We start from the raw sequence: 21,728 nt of genomic DNA, 5'->3' as shown, positions 1-21,728 counted from the left end.
TTTAGGGAGCATGTTTATTTTTTTTATTTTAAAAAAAATAATGATCTTTGTACCAGTCTACAGAACTGTATCAATTAAACAGTTCTTATCAGTAGTGTATTGTTTCGAGAATTTAAGCAAGTCTCCAAGTCATATTTTAACAATATCCCTGATCTTCCTCTTTTAACTATATTCTTGAATTCCCATCTCTGATTATTTTATTAGGCAGATGACATGTGCTTAGTACTAGCGTACTGCTTAAGTAAAGCTATTTGCGCCACTCATTCGCCTCGTCAACCACGTGTAAGTCATTACACGCGATCAACTTCTTTTGTCGAATACCAAAATCTGTATTTATGAAAGCAGTAGGTTTACCCTCAATGTTCCAGCGTGCACGATCCTTCTATTGCAGATCACTCGCACTTCTCCTGTCCTTCTTTTTTTTAATCGGAATAAGTACTCGCATCAAGGCACAATCAGCTAACTTAGATCAGGGCGCTAATGGTAAATCCTCAGCACCAACCTCTCCGGTTGATTGGGTCAATGGTAATCTAAACAGCAACCAGGCTCACTTTCTAGAGGGATATTCTGTTCCATACCGGGCCATATTGACCAATCTTACTGTTAATAAAGCGTATACCCTGGTCATCGGGTTAGATGTAATGAACAGTGGCAAACATGCATTGGATTACATTACCCAGTTTCAGCGACTGGAGCCGCATGGAGTATTCCTCCATGCAGCGGAAACGGTGAACCCACTATTGAACATTACAGGTTTTCCGCCAGGCTATTTTACTTCAACGGATGTTGAACCTATTCCGGCGCCATCCAGTGCCGGAACACCAGTGACCGGCCAGCCTACCAACAGCTTCAATGCATTGCCGGCTGCAGAGAGGGTCATGACAGGTTACAACGCAAATATAACCAGTGTGGTGTACGCGTCAGAAGGCAGCCTGACGGCATCCCAATCTGAAACCGTCATCAACATCACCTTTACCGCATTAAAAGAAACAGTAGTACTCGCATGGGGTGGGCATATAGCCAGCGTAGTTGATTGGGGAAAAGATCCCGTTACCGGGGAAACCAACTCCGCTTCTGCAATCAACGGTTCTCCTTACCATATGCGATTAAAGAACTGGATCATCGATGGTAATGTAGTCAGCATCGGCAATCAGGATAGATCCCTGAAAACTGATGCTGTTTTTATTCCTCCTAAATGCACCGTCAGTGGTCCTGCTACAGGTTGTGTAGAAACACCTTCATTGAGCTTCACCTCAACGGTAGACGATCCCGCTGGTCTTACCTACCTGTGGAGTATCATCGGCAGCAATACCGCCAATGCAAAGATTGTCAATAATACAGTGGCTAATATACAGGTAGTCCCAATTGGCGCGGCATTCACAGCTGGTTCATTCAATCTTCAATTGATTGTTACCCGCGATGGGCTCTCTGATACCTGCTACCTCAGCTCCCATACCAACCCTGGCCAGACAGTCACCATCACAAAAGTGGTAGCCAATGCCGGAGCTGACCAGAGTATCACCAATCTTGATACGGCCTATCTCAGCGCATCTGCCAGCGGAGGCACCGCACCTTATACCTTCAGCTGGAGTCCTGTTACCGGGCTCTCAGATCCTGCTGTTTATAATCCGCTATTCATACCAACAGGTACCGGAACATTCCAGTTTATAGTAACGGCTACCGACAACAACGGTTGCTCAGGAAAGGATACCGTTGTGATAACAGTTACGCAACATCCTGTATCACCGTGCGTAATCGACGGGCCTGATCCCGTTTGCCCCGGTTCAATCAATGTTTACAAAGGTCCACTCCCATCGCAGGTGGGCTCCTATAGCTGGAGTATTTCCGGCGATGGCAGCATTACAGGCGCCCTCAATAAAGACACGGTAACTGTATTGGCAGGAAATACCTGTGGCTCCTATAGACTGCTACTGATCACCACAACACCTGATGGCAAGGTAAAAGATACCTGTCAACGTGTATTATATGTAAAAGACACGATTGCACCGGTGCTATCCGGCTCCGCGCCTAACACTTCCATCAGTTGTTCAAAAGACCTGCCACCGGCACCAGTGATTACGGCTACCGATAATTGCCAGCCGAATATGAAAGTGCAGATGAGCCAGCAAAAAACAGACAGCACCTGCGTGAACAAGTACAAACTGGTACGTAAATGGTGGGCGGTAGATGCCTGTGGCAATACTTCAGACACTATTACGCAAATCATTACCGTAAATGATGATGTTAAACCGGTCATTAGCGCCGACTTCAGCAAAGATGTAAGTGTACAGTGCTTAAAGGATATCCCCGCTGTACCTGCACCAACGGCTACAGACAACTGCGACGCCACCATCACACCGGTATATAGTCAAACCGGCAGTGGTACCGCCTGCGACTCTACCATTGTACGCACCTGGATATTTGCAGATGTTTGCGGTAACAGCGATTCTGCTAAACAGACCATCCACATCAAAGACAACATCGCACCAGTACTCTCTGGTTCAGCTCCTGATGCCTCCATCAGTTGTTCAAAAGATCTTCCGGCTGCACCGGTAATTACGGCTACCGATAATTGCCAGGCTGATGTGAAAGTCCAGATGAGCCAGCAAACAACTGACAGCACCTGTGTGAACAAGTACAAACTGGTACGTAAATGGTGGGCGGTAGATGCCTGTGGTAACAAATCAGATACTATTACGCAAACCATCACCGTAAATGATAACGTTAAACCGGTCATCAGTGCTGACTTCAGCAAAGATGTAAGTGTACAGTGCCTGAAAGACATCCCTTCATTACCATCACCAACAGCTACAGATAACTGCGACGCCACCATCGCACCGGTATATAGTCAAACCGGTAGTGGTACCGCCTGCGACTCTACCATTGTGCGCACCTGGGTATTTGCAGATGTTTGCGGTAACAGCGATTCTGTTAAACAGACCATCCATATCAAAGACAACATAGCACCAGTGCTCTCTGGTTCTGCTCCTGATGCCTCCATCAGTTGTTCAAAAGACCTTCCGGCTGCACCGGTAATTACGGCTACCGATAATTGCCAGGCCGACGTGAAAGTGTTGATGAACCAGCACACAACTGACAGCACCTGTGTGAACAAGTACAAACTGGTACGTAAATGGTGGGCAGTAGATGCCTGTGGTAATACTTCAGACACTATTACGCAAACTATTACCGTAAATGATAACGTTAAACCAGTTATCAGTGCAGACTTCAGCAAAGATGTAAGTGTACAGTGCCTGAAAGACATCCCATCATTACCATCACCAACAGCTACAGACAAATGCGTCACCACCATCACACCGGTATATAGTCAAACCGGCGGTGGTACCGCCTGCGACTCTACCATTGTACGTACCTGGATATTTACAGATGCCTGCGGTAACAGCGATTCTGTTAAACAGACCGTCCACATTAAAGACAGCATAGCACCGGTACTCAATGGCAAAGTAACTGACCTTCAGTTAAGTTGTGCGAAAGATGTGCCTGCTCCGCAGTCAATAACAGCCACTGATAATTGCGGTAGCGCAACAGTATACTTCTCTGCTGAAAAAACAGATAGTACTTGTGTAAACAAATTTAGACTGGTACGTAAATGGTGGGCGGTAGATGCCTGTGGTAACAAATCAGATACTCTTAAACAAACCATTGTGGTCAATGACAACATTGCTCCGACAGTGGTATCCCAAGGGAATGATAAAGTGATAAACTGCAGCACTGCCATCACTTTTGACACACCAACATTTACAGATAACTGCGGCAACACATTCAGCGTAACGTTCACCGACAGGAAAGAAGGAACAACCTGTCCGTTCAAATACATCAGGCGCTGGACAGCCACCGACACCTGCGGTAATTCCACTTCCGTAGAACAGGCCATTACCGTCAGCTGTTGCGCAAGCTATTGTACTTATACCCAGGGATTCTATGGCAACAAAGGTGGCGTAGGATGTACTCCTGGAGGAGGCTCCTTTACAGCCCAACAAATGATGGCAAGTGTAGTAGATGCACAGCCAGGTGACTCTGTTATCTTCGGATTGAAATCAACAGCCAGATACTTCACCCTCTTCCTGAGTGATATTACCAATAACAATATTTTCAATATGCTCCCTGGCGGAGGTACTCCGGCTGCATTGAAAGGATATGCCACTTACAGCAAAACTTCCACCTGGTCCAATGTTCCGATATCAACAGCAAAGACCACATCGGGTAAAATTAACAATGTGCTGCTGGCACAAACAATGGCCCTGTTCTTCAATATGGGCGTTACACCTACATTGTCAGGACTGACTATTGAAGGAGATACCCTGCTTACCGCCAAACTCACTACCTGCGGCAGCCATACTCCTGTATCCAGAGTAGATACATTCCTGTTGCCTTCCAGCGTGGTAAACTACCTCTCTACCAGTGGCCAGGCTACCATTCAGGGTCTATTTGCACTCGCCAACAAATACCTGGGAGGACAAACAGTCAATGGAGTAAGTATCTCAGATGTAAATGCGGCAATAGATGCGATCAATAATGGATTTGATAAATGTGCTGTATTGATAAAATGGGGTAAATCCTTAACAACAATCAGCAAAATTACCAATGTGTCCACCATCGCTCCTGAACAGACATTCATCAGTAAGGAACCGGCTCCGCAAAAGTTAATAGTGACTGCATTCCCGAATCCATACTCAGATTTGATTACGTTCCGTTATGTGGCACCAGAAAACGGCAAAGCATTGCTGGCCCTCTATGACCTCGAAGGACGCCTGATACAGGTTGTATTCAATGGAGAAGTGAGCAAAGGCAGTGTACAGCAGGTACAGTATCACGTAGCAGGTAATTCCAGGGTATTACTCATCTATAGATTAACGATAGGGCAATTTACCGCCACCGGAAAAATAATGCCGATACAATAGTTTGCTTGTTTTTAGAATGATAGAAAAAGGAGCTGTCTCAAAGTAATTTGAGGCAGCTCATTTCTTTTGGAGGAATCAATTCAGTTGTACCGGAGATGATAATCCTGACTTACTTTCATAGTCTAGTACGTTTGGGTTTTGGTGTATCAGTTAAACGTATTAAAGGTTAGCATTACGGTTAGCAAAAGCCGCTCACTACTACCAAACACAGATTCTACAAAACATTACAAAGATACTGCTACTCGCCTGTCAATTTACAATTGCAGAAGCTGTTCAGTAATTCTTTTATTTTCAGCGTAATTTATTTGGACAGGCCGGAATCGCTCAAGAAGGCATGTAACTGGCTTTCACTATAGCAGACCGCATAGAAAGCCGTAGCAAACAGCTGAATTACCAAAGGGGACTGGGGCCAATGGCATCTTCATCTTCCAGGTATAGCAATTGTGAATTCAATAAGCTGATACAATAGAAAAGGCACTACCAATATAACTTTCAAGCAGGATAAACGCTGATATTGTGTTCTGTCTGTCGAAGACAACGGAGTAGGATTCCATAACGATATTCCGGAGGAATCAACCTCCCTGGGTATTACTTTATGAAAGGACTGTCCGAACAAATGGATGGCAGGTTTCACCTCACCGGTAGCACGGAAGGTGTTGCTGTAAAATGCAGAGAAAGGAAAAAATTTTGATTGTAGAAGATGAATTTATTGTGGGCAACGACCTGAAGAGGACGCTTCTCAAAAGAGGTTACGAAGTGGCTGGCATTGCCACATTGTTGAACAGGCCAGAATCTTGATTGAGGACAAAAAGCCTAACTGGGTATTATTGGACATCATGCTCTCTATTTTTTCATCTCTGCTTCAAACAATTATTTCATTTATAGAAAATGGAATGATTTCAAAACACAGAATTAGGTTTAAGTGTTAATATAAACAAAAGTACAATTGCCATGCAATCCATCAGTCTGATTGGATATACCTTTGACAAAGGGGTTATCACATATTATACGAAAATACAGCAGTTAAATGATAAAGAATTAGAATGCTATATCCCTTGTCAGATAACTCCCTACTCCGTCCTTCTGCAAGAAGATGATGATGAAAACACGCGTCATCTAGTTGACGGGTTCTTTCACGTGGTAACAAACAATCCAAATGCAATAGTCTTATGTGACTTTTATCTTGAGTTTCTATGGGAACATATACCTTTTCCTGGTCCAGCTACTATAAAAAAATTTGAAAGTTTACTGAAAGCATTGGCAATTTATGGAAATCTTAAATGGTTAGTCCTCTGCTTGTCAATAACAAAGAATATTAAAATCCTACTTGACTTATTAACTAAAAATTCAATACCTTTTGCAATTTTGTCGGAAACAGATAGATTAGAGCTCAAAAAAAATCTTAGAATAAATAATGACTTTGAACTAAAAGAGTTCCAGGAGCAGTACGTGATCTTTTTTAATATACTGTCAAATCTATCAAAACTCGGAATCAATGGTATCATTGTTGACTCCGAAGTACTTTACTTATATATACAACGAGTGAATATAAATATACCAATCATATATACAACCGATGCTCACGTCAAAGAGGTTGTCAATTTCATACATAACAAGCAAAAATAGTCTACAGGCTATTCATAGGAGTATCCCATCCATAATAGCTAATACTAGGGATAGTTTTGCAATTCATTTCAAAAGGCATTAGCTGTCGTCCCCTATCATATATTTGAGCGATTTTTAACGCATCATAAAATCTTTTTGCATCAATTAATTCAATTGATGGAATTTTTATACCTTGATCCCCTACTTTCATAGCCCCTGATTGAAAAAAAGAAGTGGTCACAAAAATACCCCGAGGCAGGTCCCCAAGAAGCAACGCACCAACAAACGCTCTTATTTGTTCAACCTTAATCGCATTTTTATGCCTCTTAACTTGAACTCCTATTTTTCTATTTTTAGAATCAATCATGACAATATCAATTCCACCATCATTCGAATACCCTGTTACCACTACTCCATAACCCAGAGATTTAAAGACGCTCGCAACTAACTCCTCAAATAGTCGAGGATGAATGTTTATCCGTTTGTCATAATTCCTGCAAATGAAATCTCTAACTTCATCAAGCGGAGTCTCTATGTTAAAAACATCTAAATTTCTAAGGCTTCCGGCACATCCAAAATGTAAACTCCAGATTTGCCATGCCTCTGCAGACACGTCAATCCGCTTAATTAATCTCCACCAACCACAAACCCAACAGTAAAATACCTTAACGCTAATTGATTGACTTTCTAGATCAAGATTTAAGTAACAATCTTCAAGGTCATGTACTTCTCTATATCCATCAATTGTGTCCTGATGAACTCTTAAAATCTCATCATTAGATATACTCCAGCTGTCATCAATCTCAGTAATAACAAGAGGACTATTGCAATAGTTACATCTATAAATAAATGGATTATCATTAATATCCTCTCCGTTTAAATAGTCAGAATAAGTAAACATATTCTATAAAATTTAAGATTAGAAAATTAATGCAGTCTAATATGTCGGTATAAATAAAAGAATACTTAGTACAGATAAGTAAAGTAAATTAAAGTAGGGATGGAAGGGCAAAATAATAAGTAACGTAATAACAAACAATGACAGGAAATGATAAAGCACATGCTTGTACCAATAGTAGGCTATTAGTTTTCTTCGAGTTCCGTCAATATTCCAATTATGGACAACCGCTATTTGTTTACTGTGAATTGCACGCAATTGCAGTTGGTTATACCCCAACCTAACAGGGGCATCGAATGTGGCAAAGGATACCAAACGCCGCAGAGTCTTTTTCATAACACAAATCCTTTTCCCTAATTTACGCCATTTTCAGGAAACACGTATATCTCTTTTCCGTAATTTCTGCTATCAAATTTAATACGGTTAAGAATCGCGTACCGAAAAGCCTACGTATATTTGCGTCGCTAAAACTCTTTTAAGGAAAAGAAATAGAGTTTTTCATACCCTTTGATGGCTCCCTGCTTTGTAAGGTCTTCAATATTTTTCTTAAACACCTCTACTGTTTGATAATTCTTTTCCCTTTCTGCAATCCTTAATACTAAATCAACTAATGGCTTATTATTAAGAAATTCAACTGTCATTTTTTTATCAACAAGTTGGGAATAAACTATAAAATTATTATAAATGAATGTTTCATTGAATGCCTTTAGAACGGATAGGTAAAAGCTCATAGGCTCTTTATTTAACATTGTATAGGTCAGTCCTGATTCGATCGAAGCTTCGTCTGCATAACCAGCCAACAATCTTCTTTTAAAAAAATCATTAATAAATGGCGAATTTTGTCCCAATAACATAGCACACACCGTCCTCTCCAAACTACTACTAATTTTTTTCTCGTCAAGCGCAGAAATAATATTTTTAATTTGAGTTTCAGTAAATCGCGTATTAAAATTCAACTGCAATGCAGAAAGGGATCTCCTTTGGATTGCCAAATTACTATTTGCCAATTCTGAAATGAGTTCGTCGACTTTCCTCATTTTAACATCATCTAGTGAATCAAATTTTGAATCTACAATTTCATTTATTCGCGGCTCTATTCTTTCTCTTGCAACATTCTCGACAAAACTTTCGAAATTATTATTCCTAAAGATTTCATCAATTCTATTTCTTGCTTGAGTTGTCGCTACTCCCTGTATACTACCTATTTGTGCGACAGCTAATTCCCTTGTATTTTTCACTTCACTTCCCGTTGTTTCAACTAACTTCAACACTTCTTTTTTCATTTCCTCCTCTTTTTTCAAAAGGTCCATCTCCTGTAATCTCAAGTCACCCTTCATTTCTTTAATCCTTTCCTCCATTTCCTTGCGCTCCTCTTTCATCGCTTGTCTCATCTCCTGTCCATTGTTATAAGCCAACCACCCAATGACAACTCCTATAACTGTGAATACTCCAACACAATATTTGAACAAACTAATTAAAGAATCATAATGGAGTTTTTCCTGACTAGTTGAATTGTTTGGCACCAAGTTTTGAGAGACGTTGGGGTTTGCCGGCGAGGTATTAGGATTTAATGCTTCAGACATGTTAATAAATTTTCAATAGAATACACATATCCAAATATAACAATTGTATCTGTATGAAATATGGATTAATTGCTCAATTGATATTTTATATTGTTGCTATCCGACTGTAATAAGAAACTTTTAATGAGCTCAAAGTCTAAATGTTGTAAATTAGTAAAGACAAGTCAACCCGAATAAAACTAAGTAACCACGAAAGCAATTTCGCACTTTGATAGACTCACAAATAGACCAAAAACCAGCGCAGCGAGCAGGTTTCAAGTTTCTCCAGTAATCCCCTTGGCACCCGCTGTTTTGAATAAAGCATAAAGAGTGACGGTTAGCGCTGGAATTTTTGATTGGGTTTTAGCGCTCTTTGTTTGTGATATTTCAACCTGCGCCTTTTTATGGTCTGCAATCAACGTTTCTAACTGTGGTAAAAAGGCTGAGGAAAAAAAGGTAAATACACGCAGAAGTAGACTACCCCAAAACTTATGGTCCCCATCACACATATTACAGATAAGTAAAGTAAGTTAAAATAGGGGCTAAACGGCAAAATAATTAGTAGTGCTATGCCGAACAGTAATAGGAAGTGATAAAGCACATGCCTATACCAATAATGGTCGATTAGCTTTCTCCGTGTGCCTTCAATATTCCACCAAGGAATAGTTACTTTTTGTTCTTTGTGAATTGTAGTATATTTATTCTCTTTTTATGAGAAAATTATTCGTGAGTTAAAAATATTGTTATATTTAGTTATATAATTTTTAGATATTAATACATAAGGAATATAATCCCCTATATATTTTATGTCCATTCAAATAGACGAAGTAGCAGCTCATGCCCTTGTTGGCAGAACCCTGAAAGGAAAATGGAAGGTACTAAGCAAAGTAGAACCCAAGCAAGGCGGAACCGGTGGCTTTTTTAGCGTCTGTTATATTGTTTCAGACGGAAATCAAAAAGCTTTTCTCAAGGCAATAAACTTCGTGGCATTTTTTAATATGCATAAAGCGAACAATAGAGGAGTAAGCATTGTAGATATTATGCATGAGTTGACTGAAGCTTACAAATATGAAAAAGAGTTATTACTCAGATGCAAAAACAAAAAACTAACAAAAGTTTCAACAATCCTTGATGAAGGAGAAGAATTTGTTTCTGATTTTACTATCGGCAATGTTCCCTATCTAATCTTTGAGATGGCGGATGGTGACATTAGAGCTAAAATTAATTTCAATAATAACCTTGATACAGCTTGGAAACTTAGATCTTTACATCACGTGGCTGTAGGGCTTAAACAACTGCATTATATTGAAATTTCGCATCAAGATCTAAAACCATCTAACGTGCTCATTTATGAAAAAGGAATCCTATCAAAAATCGGTGACTTAGGAAGATCATTATGCGGAGATCTTGAAGCACCACATGAAAATGGAGATAATTTTGTTGGCGACTTTACCTATGCACCACCAGAATATTTATACGGTCACTTTGAAAATGATAGATTAAAACGCTTACGATCAACTGATATGTATTTGATGGGTAGTCTGATTATTTTCTATTTCACTGGAACTAATATGACCAGTCTCATAGGTAAAAACTTGGACCCGAATTTCAGATGGGGTTCATGGGGAGGGACCTTCGAAGAGGTAGGTGAATACTTAGTAGACGCTTTTTATGCCGCCCTAAAGGAGTTTAAAACATCAATTCCAAATACGGAGCTTGCAGATGAGTTATTAAGTTTAATTAATATCTGCTGCTTTCCCTACCCTCAAAAAAGAGGTCACCCAAAATCAATTGCGGAAGGATTTAATCAATACGACCTCCAACGAGTGATTTCGAAGTTGGATATTTTAGCAAAAAAGGCTGAATTTTTTAAATTTAATTAATGGCATTGAAATTTGATATAAAACAGCGGAGGGTAATCCCAAACTGGAGGGATTTTAAACGGACAATGCGGTTAGGAGAATTATCAAATTCAGTAAGCACTCAACGGCCAGACATCTCCGTGTTAAGACCAATTAACGATTGGCAACAGAATAGAAATATTGGCACCGCTGCTGATTTGGTTAATTCGGCTTTCATATCTGGGAAAACAGAATTTCCGGAGTTGAATGAAGCAATTAGCTATATAATTGGAAATAAAGATCAAAGCTCTAGGTCTTTATTTGAATTAGCAACTAGCATTTCAGAAGGTACAAGACAGACACCAAAAAATGACAACATAAATCAAAGCAAACTGATAGATCTGGAAGTAGAAGATTTTGACGATTTCAAGATACATTTGGAAAACAATACTATTTACAAAATAATAAACAAAACAAAGAACAAAATAACCACGCAACCATATAACTCTATTTTATGGGTTGAGTTAGCGAGGCTATATTCCTTTCTTGGAAATGAATCAAAGGCTGAAAAAGCGATGACTGTAGCTTTAGGTTTATCTCCCAATAACCGATTTGTACTTCGTTCTGCTACTAGGATGTTTATACATTTTGACAATTTAGATAAAGCACTTTATTATCTAAGAAAAAGTGACGCTACAAGATTTGATCCGTGGCTAATTTCCGCCCACATTGCAACTTCCTCGTTAATGAAACGTTTCTCCCCATTAATCAAAAATGGTATTTCCATTATTAATTCAAAAAAATTTTCTGAGTATGATCTAACCGAACTTGCAAGTTCAATTGGCACCTTAGAATTAAGTGAAGGGAGATTAAAAAAATCTAGAGAGCTTCTTGAACTTTCTCTAAAATCACCCAACGACAATAGCCTCGCTCAACTAGAATGGTTGGCTCGCATTGAAAAAAAAATACAATTCAATCTACACGATTTTAGAGGGAGAGTAAGTAATACATTCGAAGCCTTCACTCTTGAAAATTTCCAAGGTGAAAATTGGAAAGAATCTCTTGGAAATAGTATTAAATGGTTTCTCGATATCCCTTATTCTAAAAGGCCGGTTCTATTTGGATCATTTGTAGCCAGTGTATTCTTAAAAGATTATGACACCGCTGTATTGCTATGTGAATCAGGCTTAAATGCAAATCCCTTAGACCCATCCATTCTTAACAATCTAGTTTACGCACTAGCATCACAAAACAATATTGAAAAAGCAACTTACTATAGTGAGATGTTTAACAAGGTAAAGTTAAATCAATATCCCGATAGCGAAAAAATCATGCAACTAGCCACATTGGGACTAGTTCACTTTAGAAGTAATAATATCCCAATGGGCAAAAGTCTTTATGAGCAAGCAATTGAAAAAGCAAGAATAATTAAGGATGACTATTTAAGAGATTTAGCAATTGTGAACTATACAAAAGAGTTGATTTTAATAAATGATTCGGAGAAAGACACATTTGTCCAGATGTCTGATAATATATCGGAGTCCGGGCGAAAGGACTTAGTTTTCTTCAAAAATGAAATTAAGGATTTAATAAAAAAAATCGAAAAATAGGATACTTAATTTGCACTTAAGTATAAGTAGCATTGTTGAAATATAAACAATAAAATATGGGGAAATTCTTAGGCATAGATGGGGAATATCACGAAGATGGAAGTTTTCTTGGCATCGATGGCAAATACCATCCTAAAGGTTCATTTTTAGGTATCGATGGCAATTATCATCCTAATGGCTATAAATTGGGGATAGATGGAAAATACCATCCCAGTAAAACTCAATTAGGAACTGACAGGCAATATCATGGTAAGGAAAGTTCACTTGGAAGTGATGGGAAATACCATCCTCATGACAGCTTTCTAGGAAGCGACGGCAAATACCACCCAAAAGGTGCATTTCTTGGTAGTGATGGGAAATATCATCCTAAAGGATGTTTTTTGGGCAGCGATGGAAAGTATCATTATAATGGCTCTTTTTTAGGCACTGATGGAAAATACCACCTTGCTGGAAGCTTTTTAGGTGTGGATGGAAAGTATCATCCTAAAGGGTCATTTTTAGGCATAAAAGGAATCTATGAAGAACCCGCTGGATTATCAAAGAAAGAAAAGGAGAATCAAGGTAATGTAACTTGCTAATACAAACAAAAGAAACCGCTTTAAAGTAATTTTATTTCTATCTTCGTATTGATAAGTCAACCCGAATAAAACTTAGTAACCACGAATCGAATTTCGCACTTTGATAGACTATCAAATAGACCAAAACAACAAAGCCCGCGACTAGCGCGAGCTTTGAAACTTTCCAGTGATCCCGCTGGGACTCGAACCCAGGACCCATACATTAAAAGTGTATTGCTCTACCAACTGAGCTACGGAATCCTTTGCTGTTAAGCGATTGCAAAAGTAATAATATTTTTTTTCCTGCCAAATTTTTCTTCAAAAAACATTCAAACCAGCCACCAGAAAGCAAGAGAAGCAAAAGCGAATGAACATTCCTGTAAATGAAATATAATAAAATGCTATTCCTATTATCTTCTCGCCTATTTTTGTACCGCTTAAAATATACCCATGAAAACATACTTTCAAAACAAAACCATCGTCATCACTGGCGGATCCTCCGGAATCGGTAAAGCCCTTGCGGTAGAATTACTGGCCCATGGTGCCAACGTAGCCGTATGTGGCAGGAAGCAAAGTGCCCTCGATGCGTTACAGCTTGAAATTAATAACAAAGCACTGTATACTTTTGTTGCAGATGTAAGCGTAGAGGCCGACTGTAAAGCATTTATTGAAAGTACGATCGCTAAGTTCGGGAAGATAGATATACTGGTTAATAATGCGGGTATCTCTATGAGGGCGTTGTTTAAGGACCTGGATGTAAAGGTGCTGAAATCGCTGATGGATATTAATTTCTGGGGAACGGTGTATTGTACCAAGTTCGCGTTTGAGTCTATATTAAAGAACAAGGGTACTATTGTTGGTGTATCTTCTATTGCAGGGTATAGAGGTCTTCCGGCGCGTACGGGTTATTCGGCTTCTAAGTTTGCGATGCAGGGCTTCCTGGAGGCGTTGCGTACAGAAAATTTACATACAGGCGTTAACGTGATGTGGGTATGTCCCGGGTTTACGTCTTCTAATATCCGTAATACGGCGTTGGATCCAAAGGGAGAAGCGCAGAGTGAAACGCCGCTGGATGAAGGCAAGCTGATGTCGGCGGAGGCGGTAGCAACGGAGATTGCGAAAGCGATTGTGAAGCGCAAACGCACGCTGGTATTAACAGGACAGGGCAAGCTGACCGTGTTGTTGAGCAGATTATTGCCGGGAGTATTGGATGGTTTGGTATTTAATCACTTTAAAAAAGAGCCAGGGTCTCCCCTGCAGTAATTCACGTTAGCCGTTAACGTTAGTGTGAAAAAATTCCGCTTAAAATACGATCGCCTCGGGTTTTTTGTCTTTATTTGCAGTAAGTTTAGCTCGCATAACCCCCCATGGCATCTTTTTTGAAAGGAAAGCGCACACTTAATTTGCCATGTTGAAGGTGAGAAAGCAATTGGGAGAACTTAGGGAATTGGATTTAGATATTCTGGCATGTCCATTATAACATTAACATCAGACATAGGGATGCAGGATTACCTGGTAGGTGCCATTAAGGGGCAGCTCTGGCAATACTGCCCGGAATGTCATGTTACGGACATCACCCATCATATCAGTCCTTTCAACTTACCACAGGCCACCTACATCTGCAAAAGCGCTTTCGCCTACTTTCCGTTAGGCACTTTCCATTTTGTATTAATCAACTTATTCGATAAACGCCCGGATCATGTGCTGGTAGCGGAACATAACGGGCAATACATAGGCTGTGCGGATAATGGCCTGCTGACGATGATTGCCGGTGGCATGCCGGAGAAGGTGATTAAAATACCGTTGCCACCGGATGCTCCGAAAAATACTTTTACGATTATTCAACTTCTGGCCACTGTGGCCAGAGAACTGAGCCGGGGCAGGGCCCTGGGAGAACTGGGCCCGCTCACCCAGCAGATCCATGTAAAAAACAACCTGCAGCCGCTGGTGGGCGACGACTTCATAGAAGGACAAATCATTCATATCGACAGCTTCGAGAACGTAGTGGTGAATATTACCCGCCAGCAGTTCGACATGCAACGCAAAAACCGTCGCTTCCGGATCTTCTTCCGCCGCGATGAGGTGATCAGCCAGATCAGCGAAACCTACGCCGACGTAGCCGAAGGTACCAAACTGGCCCTGTTCAATGCCGCCGGTTACCTGGAAATAGCGATCAATAAAGGAAATGCTGCCGGACTATTTGGCCTCCAGGGCTTCCGGAGAGACCAGCTCACCCACCCTACCGGGTTCCAGCAACTGTCATACTACCAAACTGTAAGAATAATTTTTCAATGATTAACCGTATCGTTAAAATGGAATTTGACCCGGAAAAAGTAAATACCTTCCGGGCCCTCTTCACACAACAACAGCTGCTCATCCGCCACTTCCCCGGATGTTTGCACCTCGAACTATGGGAACATCCCGCTTCCGGCAACACCTGGTTTACTTTCAGCCAATGGGAATCTGAGGCCGCACTCGAAAACTACCGGGCATCCGACCTGTTCCGCGAAACCTGGGCCGCCACCAAAGTCCTTTTCAACGGGAAACCCGCTGCCTGGACCGTCCAAACCGCAGTTAGCCTGTAGCAATTCCTTATCTATCAGGAAAGTTTAATACCTTTTTAATGTCCCCGCCAACACAAAACGGGCGCATAAAAGCTGGTAGCCAAAAGGCTAACAGCTAAAAAGATATTTACAAAAAGTTAAAACTGTTCACCAGATTAGCATAATTTGCTGTTTTTTATATTTTTGTCGGACCTTAAAACAACCTTATGAATTTTAAAAGGACCAACAACATGGTCGGCTGGGTCATTTGCATCATTGCCTGCTTTGTTTACATTAAAACGATGGAAGCTACAGGCAGCTTGTGGGACTGCGGCGAGTTTATTTCAAGTGCTTATAAAGTACAGATCCCGCATCCGCCAGGAGCGCCATTGTTCGTGTTGCTTGGAAGATTGTTTAGTATGTTCCTGAAACCATCCCAGGCTGCATTGGGCGTAAATACCATGACAGCCCTGGCCAGCGGTTTCACTATCCTGTTCCTGTTCTGGACAATCACCCACTTCGCACGCCGCCTCATGGTGAAAGCCGGGGAAGAAATTTCCCGCGAGAAAATGATCGCTATCATGGGCGCTGGTATCGTTGGTGCACTGGCCTACACTTTTTCCGATTCATTCTGGTTCTCCGCTGTGGAAGGTGAAGTATATGGTATGTCCTCTTTCTTTACCGCCATCGTTTTCTGGGCGATCCTGAAATGGGAACATGAAGCCGACGAACCCTATGCTGACCGCTGGATTGTATTGATCGGCTACCTGCTGGGTCTCTCTATCGGTGTCCATCTCCTCAACCTCCTCACCATCCCGGCAATGGTAATGGTGTACTACTTCAGACGCTTCAAACCAACCGGTTGGGGCACCTTCTGGGCTTTCATAGTAGGTTGTGGTATCACCGGCCTCGTTCAAAAATACCTGATCCAGGATACCGTGAAAGCTTCCGGTTACATGGACGTATTCTTCGTAAATAGCCTCGGAATGGGATACTTCTCCGGATTTATCTTCTATTTCGTGCTGATCATAGCCATCCTGGTGATTGGCTACAGGAAACCGAAATTTGGCCTGTATGCTCCTTTCATCGTGATTGCAACCGTTATCCTGGTACCTGCCTTTAATGATGCCAGCGGTGGGGTTATCTTCTTCAAATTTATACTGGCAGCGTTCTTTGTAGCGATCCCTTACCTCATGAAAGTAGTAGGTATCAAAACAGATTTCGCAAAAGCCACCCATTTCAGCCGTCTCACCATCATGTTCGTGTTGTTCATGCTGTTGGGCTACTCTACTTATATCACTACCATGGTGCGTTCTACAGCTAATCCTTCTGTAGATATGTACAATGTAGATAACCCGATTTCACTGGTAGGTTACCTCGGCCGTGAGCAATATGGCGACTTCCCGCTGATTTATGGCCAGGTGTTCACTGCCCGTCCTACTGAATACAAGGAAGGCGGTAACATCTACGCCCGTGGCGATAAAAAATATGTGGTATCCGGTAAAAAAATGGACCCGGTATATGCTCCGGAAGATATGATGCTGTTCCCACGTGTATGGGATGCAAGCAACGATCAGGGTCATGCCGATTTCTATAAGTCCTGGCTGGGATTACAGCAGGGCGAAAAACCAGGATTTGGCGATAACATCAAGTTCTTCCTGCAATACCAGGTAAACTTTATGTACTTCCGCTACTTCATGTGGAACTTCGTAGGTAAACAAAACGATACCCAGGGTTATGGTAACGTACGCGATGGTAACTGGATCTCCGGTATTCCATTCATCGATAACCTGATCTATGGCGACCAGAGTATGATGCCAGACAGTCTGAAAGACAACAAGGCACACAACACCCTGTTCTTCCTGCCATTCATCCTCGGACTGCTGGGCTTCTTCTTCCAATATAATAATCATAGAAAAGATACCCTCATCGTATCCCTTCTGTTCTTCTTCACAGGCTTTGCCATTGTGATGTACCTGAACCAACCCGGTAACCAGCCACGTGAACGTGACTACGCTTATGTAGGCTCCTTCTACGCGTTTGCTATCTGGATAGGTTTAGGAGTACTGTCGGTATACCGCTTCCTGGCGAAGAAAGTGAAGAGCGCTATGACGCCGGCACTGGCTACCGCCATCTGCCTGCTCGCAGTACCGGTACTGATGGCCTTCCAGGAATGGGACGACCACGACCGCTCTACCAAATACGTAGCAAGAGACGTGGCTAAAGATTACCTCGAGTCCTGCCAGAAAAACGCCATCCTGTTTACCGTAGGGGATAACGATACTTATCCGCTGTGGTACGCGCAGGAAGTAGAACATATCCGTCCGGATATCCGCGTCATCAACCTGAGCCTCCTCGGTGTGGACTGGTACATTGATCAGATGCGCAGAGCCGTAAACGAAAGCCCTGCTATTCCAATGACCTGGTCTGCCGATAAATACCAGGGCGAAACCCGCAACTATATCCGCTTCTTTGATCCGGGTAACATCCCTGCCAACAAGTCCTTCAACCTGGTAGAAATCATGAACTTCATGGGAAGCGATGATCCTAACAGTAAAGTGACTACACAGGATGGCGGTGCGGAGAACTTCCTCCCTACCCGTCAGCTGTACATCCCGGTAGACAAACAGGCAATTCTCGCCAATGGCGTGGTAGCGGCGAAAGACAGTGCGAAGATTTTACCTTCCATGCCTTTCAAAATCACCAAGAACTACCTGCTGAAAAATGACCTCGCCGTTTATGATATCATTGCAGCCAACAACTGGAAGAGACCTATCTACTTTACCAGCCCTACTGATCTTGGCCTGAATGAATACATGCAAACGGATGGTCTGACCTACCACCTGGTGCCATTGCCTAAGCAAACCACACCAGATCCGCTGGGTATGGATATCAATGCCAACGTAGGCGTGATGTATGATAACCTGATGCACAAATTTGAATTCGGTGGCGCTCAAACCCGCGGTACCTACTTCGATGAGCCTAACAGGAAAATGATCATGTACCTCCGCCAGGCATTCACGAAACTGTCTGTAGCCATGACACAGGAAGGTTTGTCGAAAGACAGCGCCCTGAACGTGTTACGTTACATGGATAAAGGCATCCTGGAAACCAACTTCCCTTATGCCATGACCACTCCGGGTAACATGCACAACTACACTTCTATCCAAACCATCTACGCTTACTACATCGCAGGCGATGCGAAAAGAGCGGACGAACTGGCGGATAAAGTGATCAGGGACTGCGAACAACAACTGCGCTACTACGCACAACTGCCGGCCAGCAAAATGACCAACGACTTACAACGCGATGGCCAGAATGCACAGCAGTTCGTTGCCTGGTTACACCAGATGAAAGCAGACTACGGCGTTAATGGCGCCAAAAGAAATAAAGAAGGCGTAATCCAGATGAATACCGAAGATTCCAATGCAGTACCTGCTGCAAGCGATACTTCCAAATAATGGATCACCCCTGAAAATAAAAAGCGGCTGCATTGTTATGCAGCCGCTTTTTATTTTACTCCCCCCATGAGGCATTTGTCAACTATCAGAAGGCATTGTCATCTCCTTTAATGGTATTCCTGATCGTTAAAAATATAATGCGCAGGTCCAGGTACACCGACCAGTTTTCCATGTACCAGATATCATGTTCAATTCTTTTGCGCAGATGTGACTCTTCCGTAATTTCACCACGTAACCCGCTTACCTGCGCCCATCCTGTGATACCGGGCTTCAGGAAATGACGGATCATGTACTGCTGTATTACCCGCGAAAATTCTTCTGTGTGCCGCAGCATATGAGGCCGGGGCCCTACAATCGACATATCTCCCATCCAGACGTTGAGGAACTGTGGCATCTCATCCAGGTTGGTTTTACGAAGAATACGCCCTACCCGTGTAAAACGGCTGTCATGACGCGTAGCCTGTTTGGAATTGGCGTCGTTATTTACATACATACTCCGCAATTTCAGGCAGGGAAAATTCAGGTTATTACGACCAGTGCGGTATTGTATAAAAAATACAGGGCCTTTGGACTCCAGCTTAATCAGCAATGCCAGCAAAGGTATCAGCCAGGTTAATATAAACAGTATCACCAGGCTGCTGAATACAATATCAAATACCCGTTTGCGGATCCTGTTGGCGATATCATCCAGCGGTTCTGCACGCAGGGAAATGATAGGAATATTATTGAAATAGTCTACAAAGATCTGCCTGTTAACGAACAACTTGAAATCCGGTACAAACCGGAAATGGATCAGGTTCATTTCCGCTTCCCGCGCCAATGTATAGAGATAAGGGAATTTCTCCGGCGACAATGTAGAGTATATTTCGCGGATGTTATTGGATTGCGCATAAGGTACGCAAGCCTCCAGGTTGCCGATCACGGGATAATACGATAACTCATGCACGTTGGCAGATTCTTCAAAATAGCCCTCAAATTTCAGGTTACTGTTATCTTCCAGTAGTTTATTTGCCAGCTCCTTCGACAACTCATTATACCCCAGTATCACCACTTTCTTTTCTACCCCCGCCCGGTGCAGGATATGACTGGTTACCCGGTAAAAGATCCAGCGACCCAACAATACCATAGCTATAAACCCGGTGCAGTAAATGAGAATAAATAAACGCGAGTATAATTGTTTGGAAAGAAATAAAAACAATAACAACAACAACAGGTATAACAGGATACTCTGTACAGTTTTGCGCGCAATGCGGTCGAAGGACAACTGCTGACTGAGAAAATAAATACCGGTTGTATACAGGGCTACCATCCAGGAAAGATTGGATACCACCAGGAAAACATCCACGTCAATATCCTGCATGCGGTCATAGCGCTCCAACCATGAGCTGCAAAGAAAAAACAATAGATTCAAACAAATAAAATCCAGTGCAATCAACTGGACACTGCAAATTTTAAGATACCGGTTCAGCATAAAAATAGATATGGTTGAAAAAAAAAGGGTTACGCTACCTGCTCTTTAAATCGTGTCATAACACCCGAAACAGATAGGTGGGCGGCAGCATAGGCACGCGCGTTATTGGCAATTTCTGCGGTATTATCCCACACGGCCCTGCCTATGCCGGCTTGCAACGCATCCTGGTTTTCTGCATCTACCAGGATACCCATATTGTATTGACTCACCAGTTCATGCAAACCGGTGCCGCTATTGGCGGTAATCAGCGCCACTCCTCCTACCGCCAGTATGGTGGTAAGTTTGGAAGGCATTACCAGGTCGCTGGCATGCGCCTTTTGTATCACCAGGTGCACATCGGCCATATTCAGGAAATTATTGAACTCCTCCGCGGGTTGTAACGGCAGGAACGTTGTATTTTTTAATTGAAGTTGTGCTGCCAACTGTTCCAGCCGTACTTTGTAAGGCCCCGAACCACAGATCAGGAAACGGATCTCCGGATGGTGCTGCCAGGCGGCCGCGGCATGCAGTAATGTTTCCAGTCCCTGCTTTTCCCCGATCGCACCGGAATACAACACAATTTTATCGGTGGCTGCAAATCCAAAAGCTTCTTTCAACGCACCTTTATCCGTTAGCGGATGAAATTGCGTAACATCTACCCAGTTGGGAAAAAGAAATACTTCTCTCCCTGTTTTATTACTTATTTTCCGGATCATGCCATCAGCGATACTGCTTACATGATCTGCCCGGCGCAAAATAGCCATCTCCAGTTTCAGCAGCCAGTTGATCAGCCGTTTGGACTTAATCATTTGTAAGTCGCGCGCAGCCTCGATCTGCAGGTCCTGTACATGGTATACAAATGTGGCGCCCCGCAATTGTTTATATAACACCGCCAGTAATCCCAGGTGAAATGGCGGTGCCACAGTGATTACTACGTCAAATTTCTTATGCCATACCAGTTGCATTACTTTTAAGAAAGCAGCAACTGCGAAAGAGGCATCCTGCAACATCCGCTTCTTACCGGATGGCGTAGCCGGCACATACTGCGGGCACCTGTAAACGGTCACATTTTCTTTCACCTCTTTTTTAAACCAGTTCTTTGCACGGTCATAAGGCGGTTGTACTGCCCATTGCGGGTAATAAGGATAGGTAGTAATTACCGTACAGTCGTACCCGTTATCTGCCAGCCAGTGGATCATTTCACCGTTATATTTTCCAATGCCTGTTGGCTCCGGTGAAAAATTGCCGCCTATCAGTAATATTCGCTTACCCATATACG

13 protein-coding genes and 1 tRNA gene are annotated in these 21,728 nt (G+C 42.3%); 9 read left to right on the top strand and 5 right to left on the bottom strand.

Features of this window, described 5'->3' with window-relative positions:
- Positions 1 to 587 precede the first annotated feature (587 nt).
- Positions 588 to 4,922, top strand: a complete 4,335-nt coding sequence (locus tag J7623_RS27430; RefSeq protein WP_291927101.1) for a hypothetical protein — start codon at positions 588 to 590, stop codon at positions 4,920 to 4,922.
- 951 nt (positions 4,923 to 5,873) lie between these two features.
- Entirely contained in the window at positions 5,874 to 6,548 is a 675-nt protein-coding gene (locus J7623_RS27425) for a hypothetical protein (protein ID WP_291927098.1), read from the top strand.
- Position 6,549: 1 nt separating this feature from the next.
- Here the strand turns inward: J7623_RS27425 and J7623_RS27420 are convergent, their stop codons facing one another.
- Positions 6,550 to 7,428, bottom strand: coding sequence for a restriction endonuclease (locus J7623_RS27420; protein WP_291927095.1), 879 nt, complete (start codon positions 7,426 to 7,428; stop codon positions 6,550 to 6,552).
- Between the two features lie 461 nt (positions 7,429 to 7,889).
- Entirely contained in the window at positions 7,890 to 9,008 is a 1,119-nt protein-coding gene (locus tag J7623_RS27415) for a hypothetical protein (RefSeq protein WP_291927092.1), read from the bottom strand.
- 785 nt (positions 9,009 to 9,793) lie between these two features.
- Between J7623_RS27415 and J7623_RS27410 the strand changes: the two genes are divergently transcribed.
- Genes J7623_RS27410 through J7623_RS27400 form a run of 3 tightly spaced genes read left to right on the top strand, consistent with a single transcriptional unit; the run spans position 9,794 to position 13,016 of the window.
- The gene (locus tag J7623_RS27410; RefSeq protein WP_291927089.1) at positions 9,794 to 10,870 is read left to right on the top strand and encodes a protein kinase; all 1,077 of its coding nucleotides are present in this window, start codon (positions 9,794 to 9,796) and stop codon (positions 10,868 to 10,870) included.
- Entirely contained in the window at positions 10,870 to 12,438 is a 1,569-nt protein-coding gene (locus J7623_RS27405) for a hypothetical protein (protein ID WP_291927087.1), read from the top strand. Before J7623_RS27410 ends, J7623_RS27405 begins: the two co-directional genes overlap by 1 nt.
- Before the next feature lie 56 nt (positions 12,439 to 12,494).
- The gene (locus J7623_RS27400) at positions 12,495 to 13,016 is read left to right on the top strand and encodes a hypothetical protein (protein ID WP_291927084.1); all 522 of its coding nucleotides are present in this window, start codon (positions 12,495 to 12,497) and stop codon (positions 13,014 to 13,016) included.
- 167 nt (positions 13,017 to 13,183) lie between these two features.
- Here J7623_RS27400 and J7623_RS27395 read toward each other — a convergent pair.
- Positions 13,184 to 13,256: transfer RNA gene (locus J7623_RS27395), tRNA-Lys, on the bottom strand.
- A gap of 189 nt (positions 13,257 to 13,445) precedes the next feature.
- On the opposite strand from J7623_RS27395, the gene J7623_RS27390 reads away from it, so the two are divergent.
- The 4 genes from J7623_RS27390 (at position 13,446) to J7623_RS27375 (ending at position 18,999) form a co-directional block, all read left to right on the top strand.
- Positions 13,446 to 14,258, top strand: a complete 813-nt coding sequence (locus J7623_RS27390) for an SDR family oxidoreductase (protein WP_291927082.1) — start codon at positions 13,446 to 13,448, stop codon at positions 14,256 to 14,258.
- A 204-nt stretch (positions 14,259 to 14,462) separates the two neighbouring features.
- The gene (locus J7623_RS27385) at positions 14,463 to 15,290 is read left to right on the top strand and encodes an SAM-dependent chlorinase/fluorinase (protein ID WP_291927081.1); all 828 of its coding nucleotides are present in this window, start codon (positions 14,463 to 14,465) and stop codon (positions 15,288 to 15,290) included.
- Entirely contained in the window at positions 15,287 to 15,580 is a 294-nt protein-coding gene (locus J7623_RS27380; protein ID WP_291927079.1) for an antibiotic biosynthesis monooxygenase family protein, read from the top strand. Before J7623_RS27385 ends, J7623_RS27380 begins: the two co-directional genes overlap by 4 nt.
- 185 nt (positions 15,581 to 15,765) lie before the next feature.
- Positions 15,766 to 18,999, top strand: coding sequence for a DUF2723 domain-containing protein (locus tag J7623_RS27375; protein WP_291927076.1), 3,234 nt, complete (start codon positions 15,766 to 15,768; stop codon positions 18,997 to 18,999).
- Positions 19,000 to 19,084: 85 nt separating this feature from the next.
- Here the strand turns inward: J7623_RS27375 and J7623_RS27370 are convergent, their stop codons facing one another.
- The gene (locus J7623_RS27370) at positions 19,085 to 20,470 is read right to left on the bottom strand and encodes an undecaprenyl-phosphate glucose phosphotransferase (RefSeq protein ID WP_291927072.1); all 1,386 of its coding nucleotides are present in this window, start codon (positions 20,468 to 20,470) and stop codon (positions 19,085 to 19,087) included.
- A 29-nt stretch (positions 20,471 to 20,499) separates the two neighbouring features.
- The gene (locus J7623_RS27365; protein ID WP_291927069.1) at positions 20,500 to 21,723 is read right to left on the bottom strand and encodes a WcaI family glycosyltransferase; all 1,224 of its coding nucleotides are present in this window, start codon (positions 21,721 to 21,723) and stop codon (positions 20,500 to 20,502) included.
- Positions 21,724 to 21,728: the final 5 nt, after the last annotated feature.

This window comes from Chitinophaga sp. (assembly GCF_017745275.1).
Taxonomy (GTDB): Bacteria; Bacteroidota; Bacteroidia; order Chitinophagales; family Chitinophagaceae; genus Chitinophaga.
The sequence above is the reverse complement of the archived record's forward strand: the minus strand, read 5'-3'. Positions and strand labels throughout refer to the sequence as shown.

Coding starts and splice junctions, on each gene's coding strand:
- J7623_RS27375 (WP_291927076.1), top strand. CDS start 15,766: ATGAATTTTAAAAGGACCAACAACATGGTCGGCTGGGTCATTTGCATC.
- J7623_RS27400 (WP_291927084.1), top strand. CDS start 12,495: ATGGGGAAATTCTTAGGCATAGATGGGGAATATCACGAAGATGGAAGT.
- J7623_RS27390 (WP_291927082.1), top strand. CDS start 13,446: ATGAAAACATACTTTCAAAACAAAACCATCGTCATCACTGGCGGATCC.
- J7623_RS27370 (WP_291927072.1), bottom strand. CDS start 20,470: ATGCTGAACCGGTATCTTAAAATTTGCAGTGTCCAGTTGATTGCACTG.
- J7623_RS27380 (WP_291927079.1), top strand. CDS start 15,287: ATGATTAACCGTATCGTTAAAATGGAATTTGACCCGGAAAAAGTAAAT.
- J7623_RS27415 (WP_291927092.1), bottom strand. CDS start 9,008: ATGTCTGAAGCATTAAATCCTAATACCTCGCCGGCAAACCCCAACGTC.
- J7623_RS27385 (WP_291927081.1), top strand. CDS start 14,463: ATGTCCATTATAACATTAACATCAGACATAGGGATGCAGGATTACCTG.
- J7623_RS27405 (WP_291927087.1), top strand. CDS start 10,870: ATGGCATTGAAATTTGATATAAAACAGCGGAGGGTAATCCCAAACTGG.
- J7623_RS27410 (WP_291927089.1), top strand. CDS start 9,794: ATGTCCATTCAAATAGACGAAGTAGCAGCTCATGCCCTTGTTGGCAGA.
- J7623_RS27420 (WP_291927095.1), bottom strand. CDS start 7,428: ATGTTTACTTATTCTGACTATTTAAACGGAGAGGATATTAATGATAAT.
- J7623_RS27425 (WP_291927098.1), top strand. CDS start 5,874: ATGCAATCCATCAGTCTGATTGGATATACCTTTGACAAAGGGGTTATC.
- J7623_RS27365 (WP_291927069.1), bottom strand. CDS start 21,723: ATGGGTAAGCGAATATTACTGATAGGCGGCAATTTTTCACCGGAGCCA.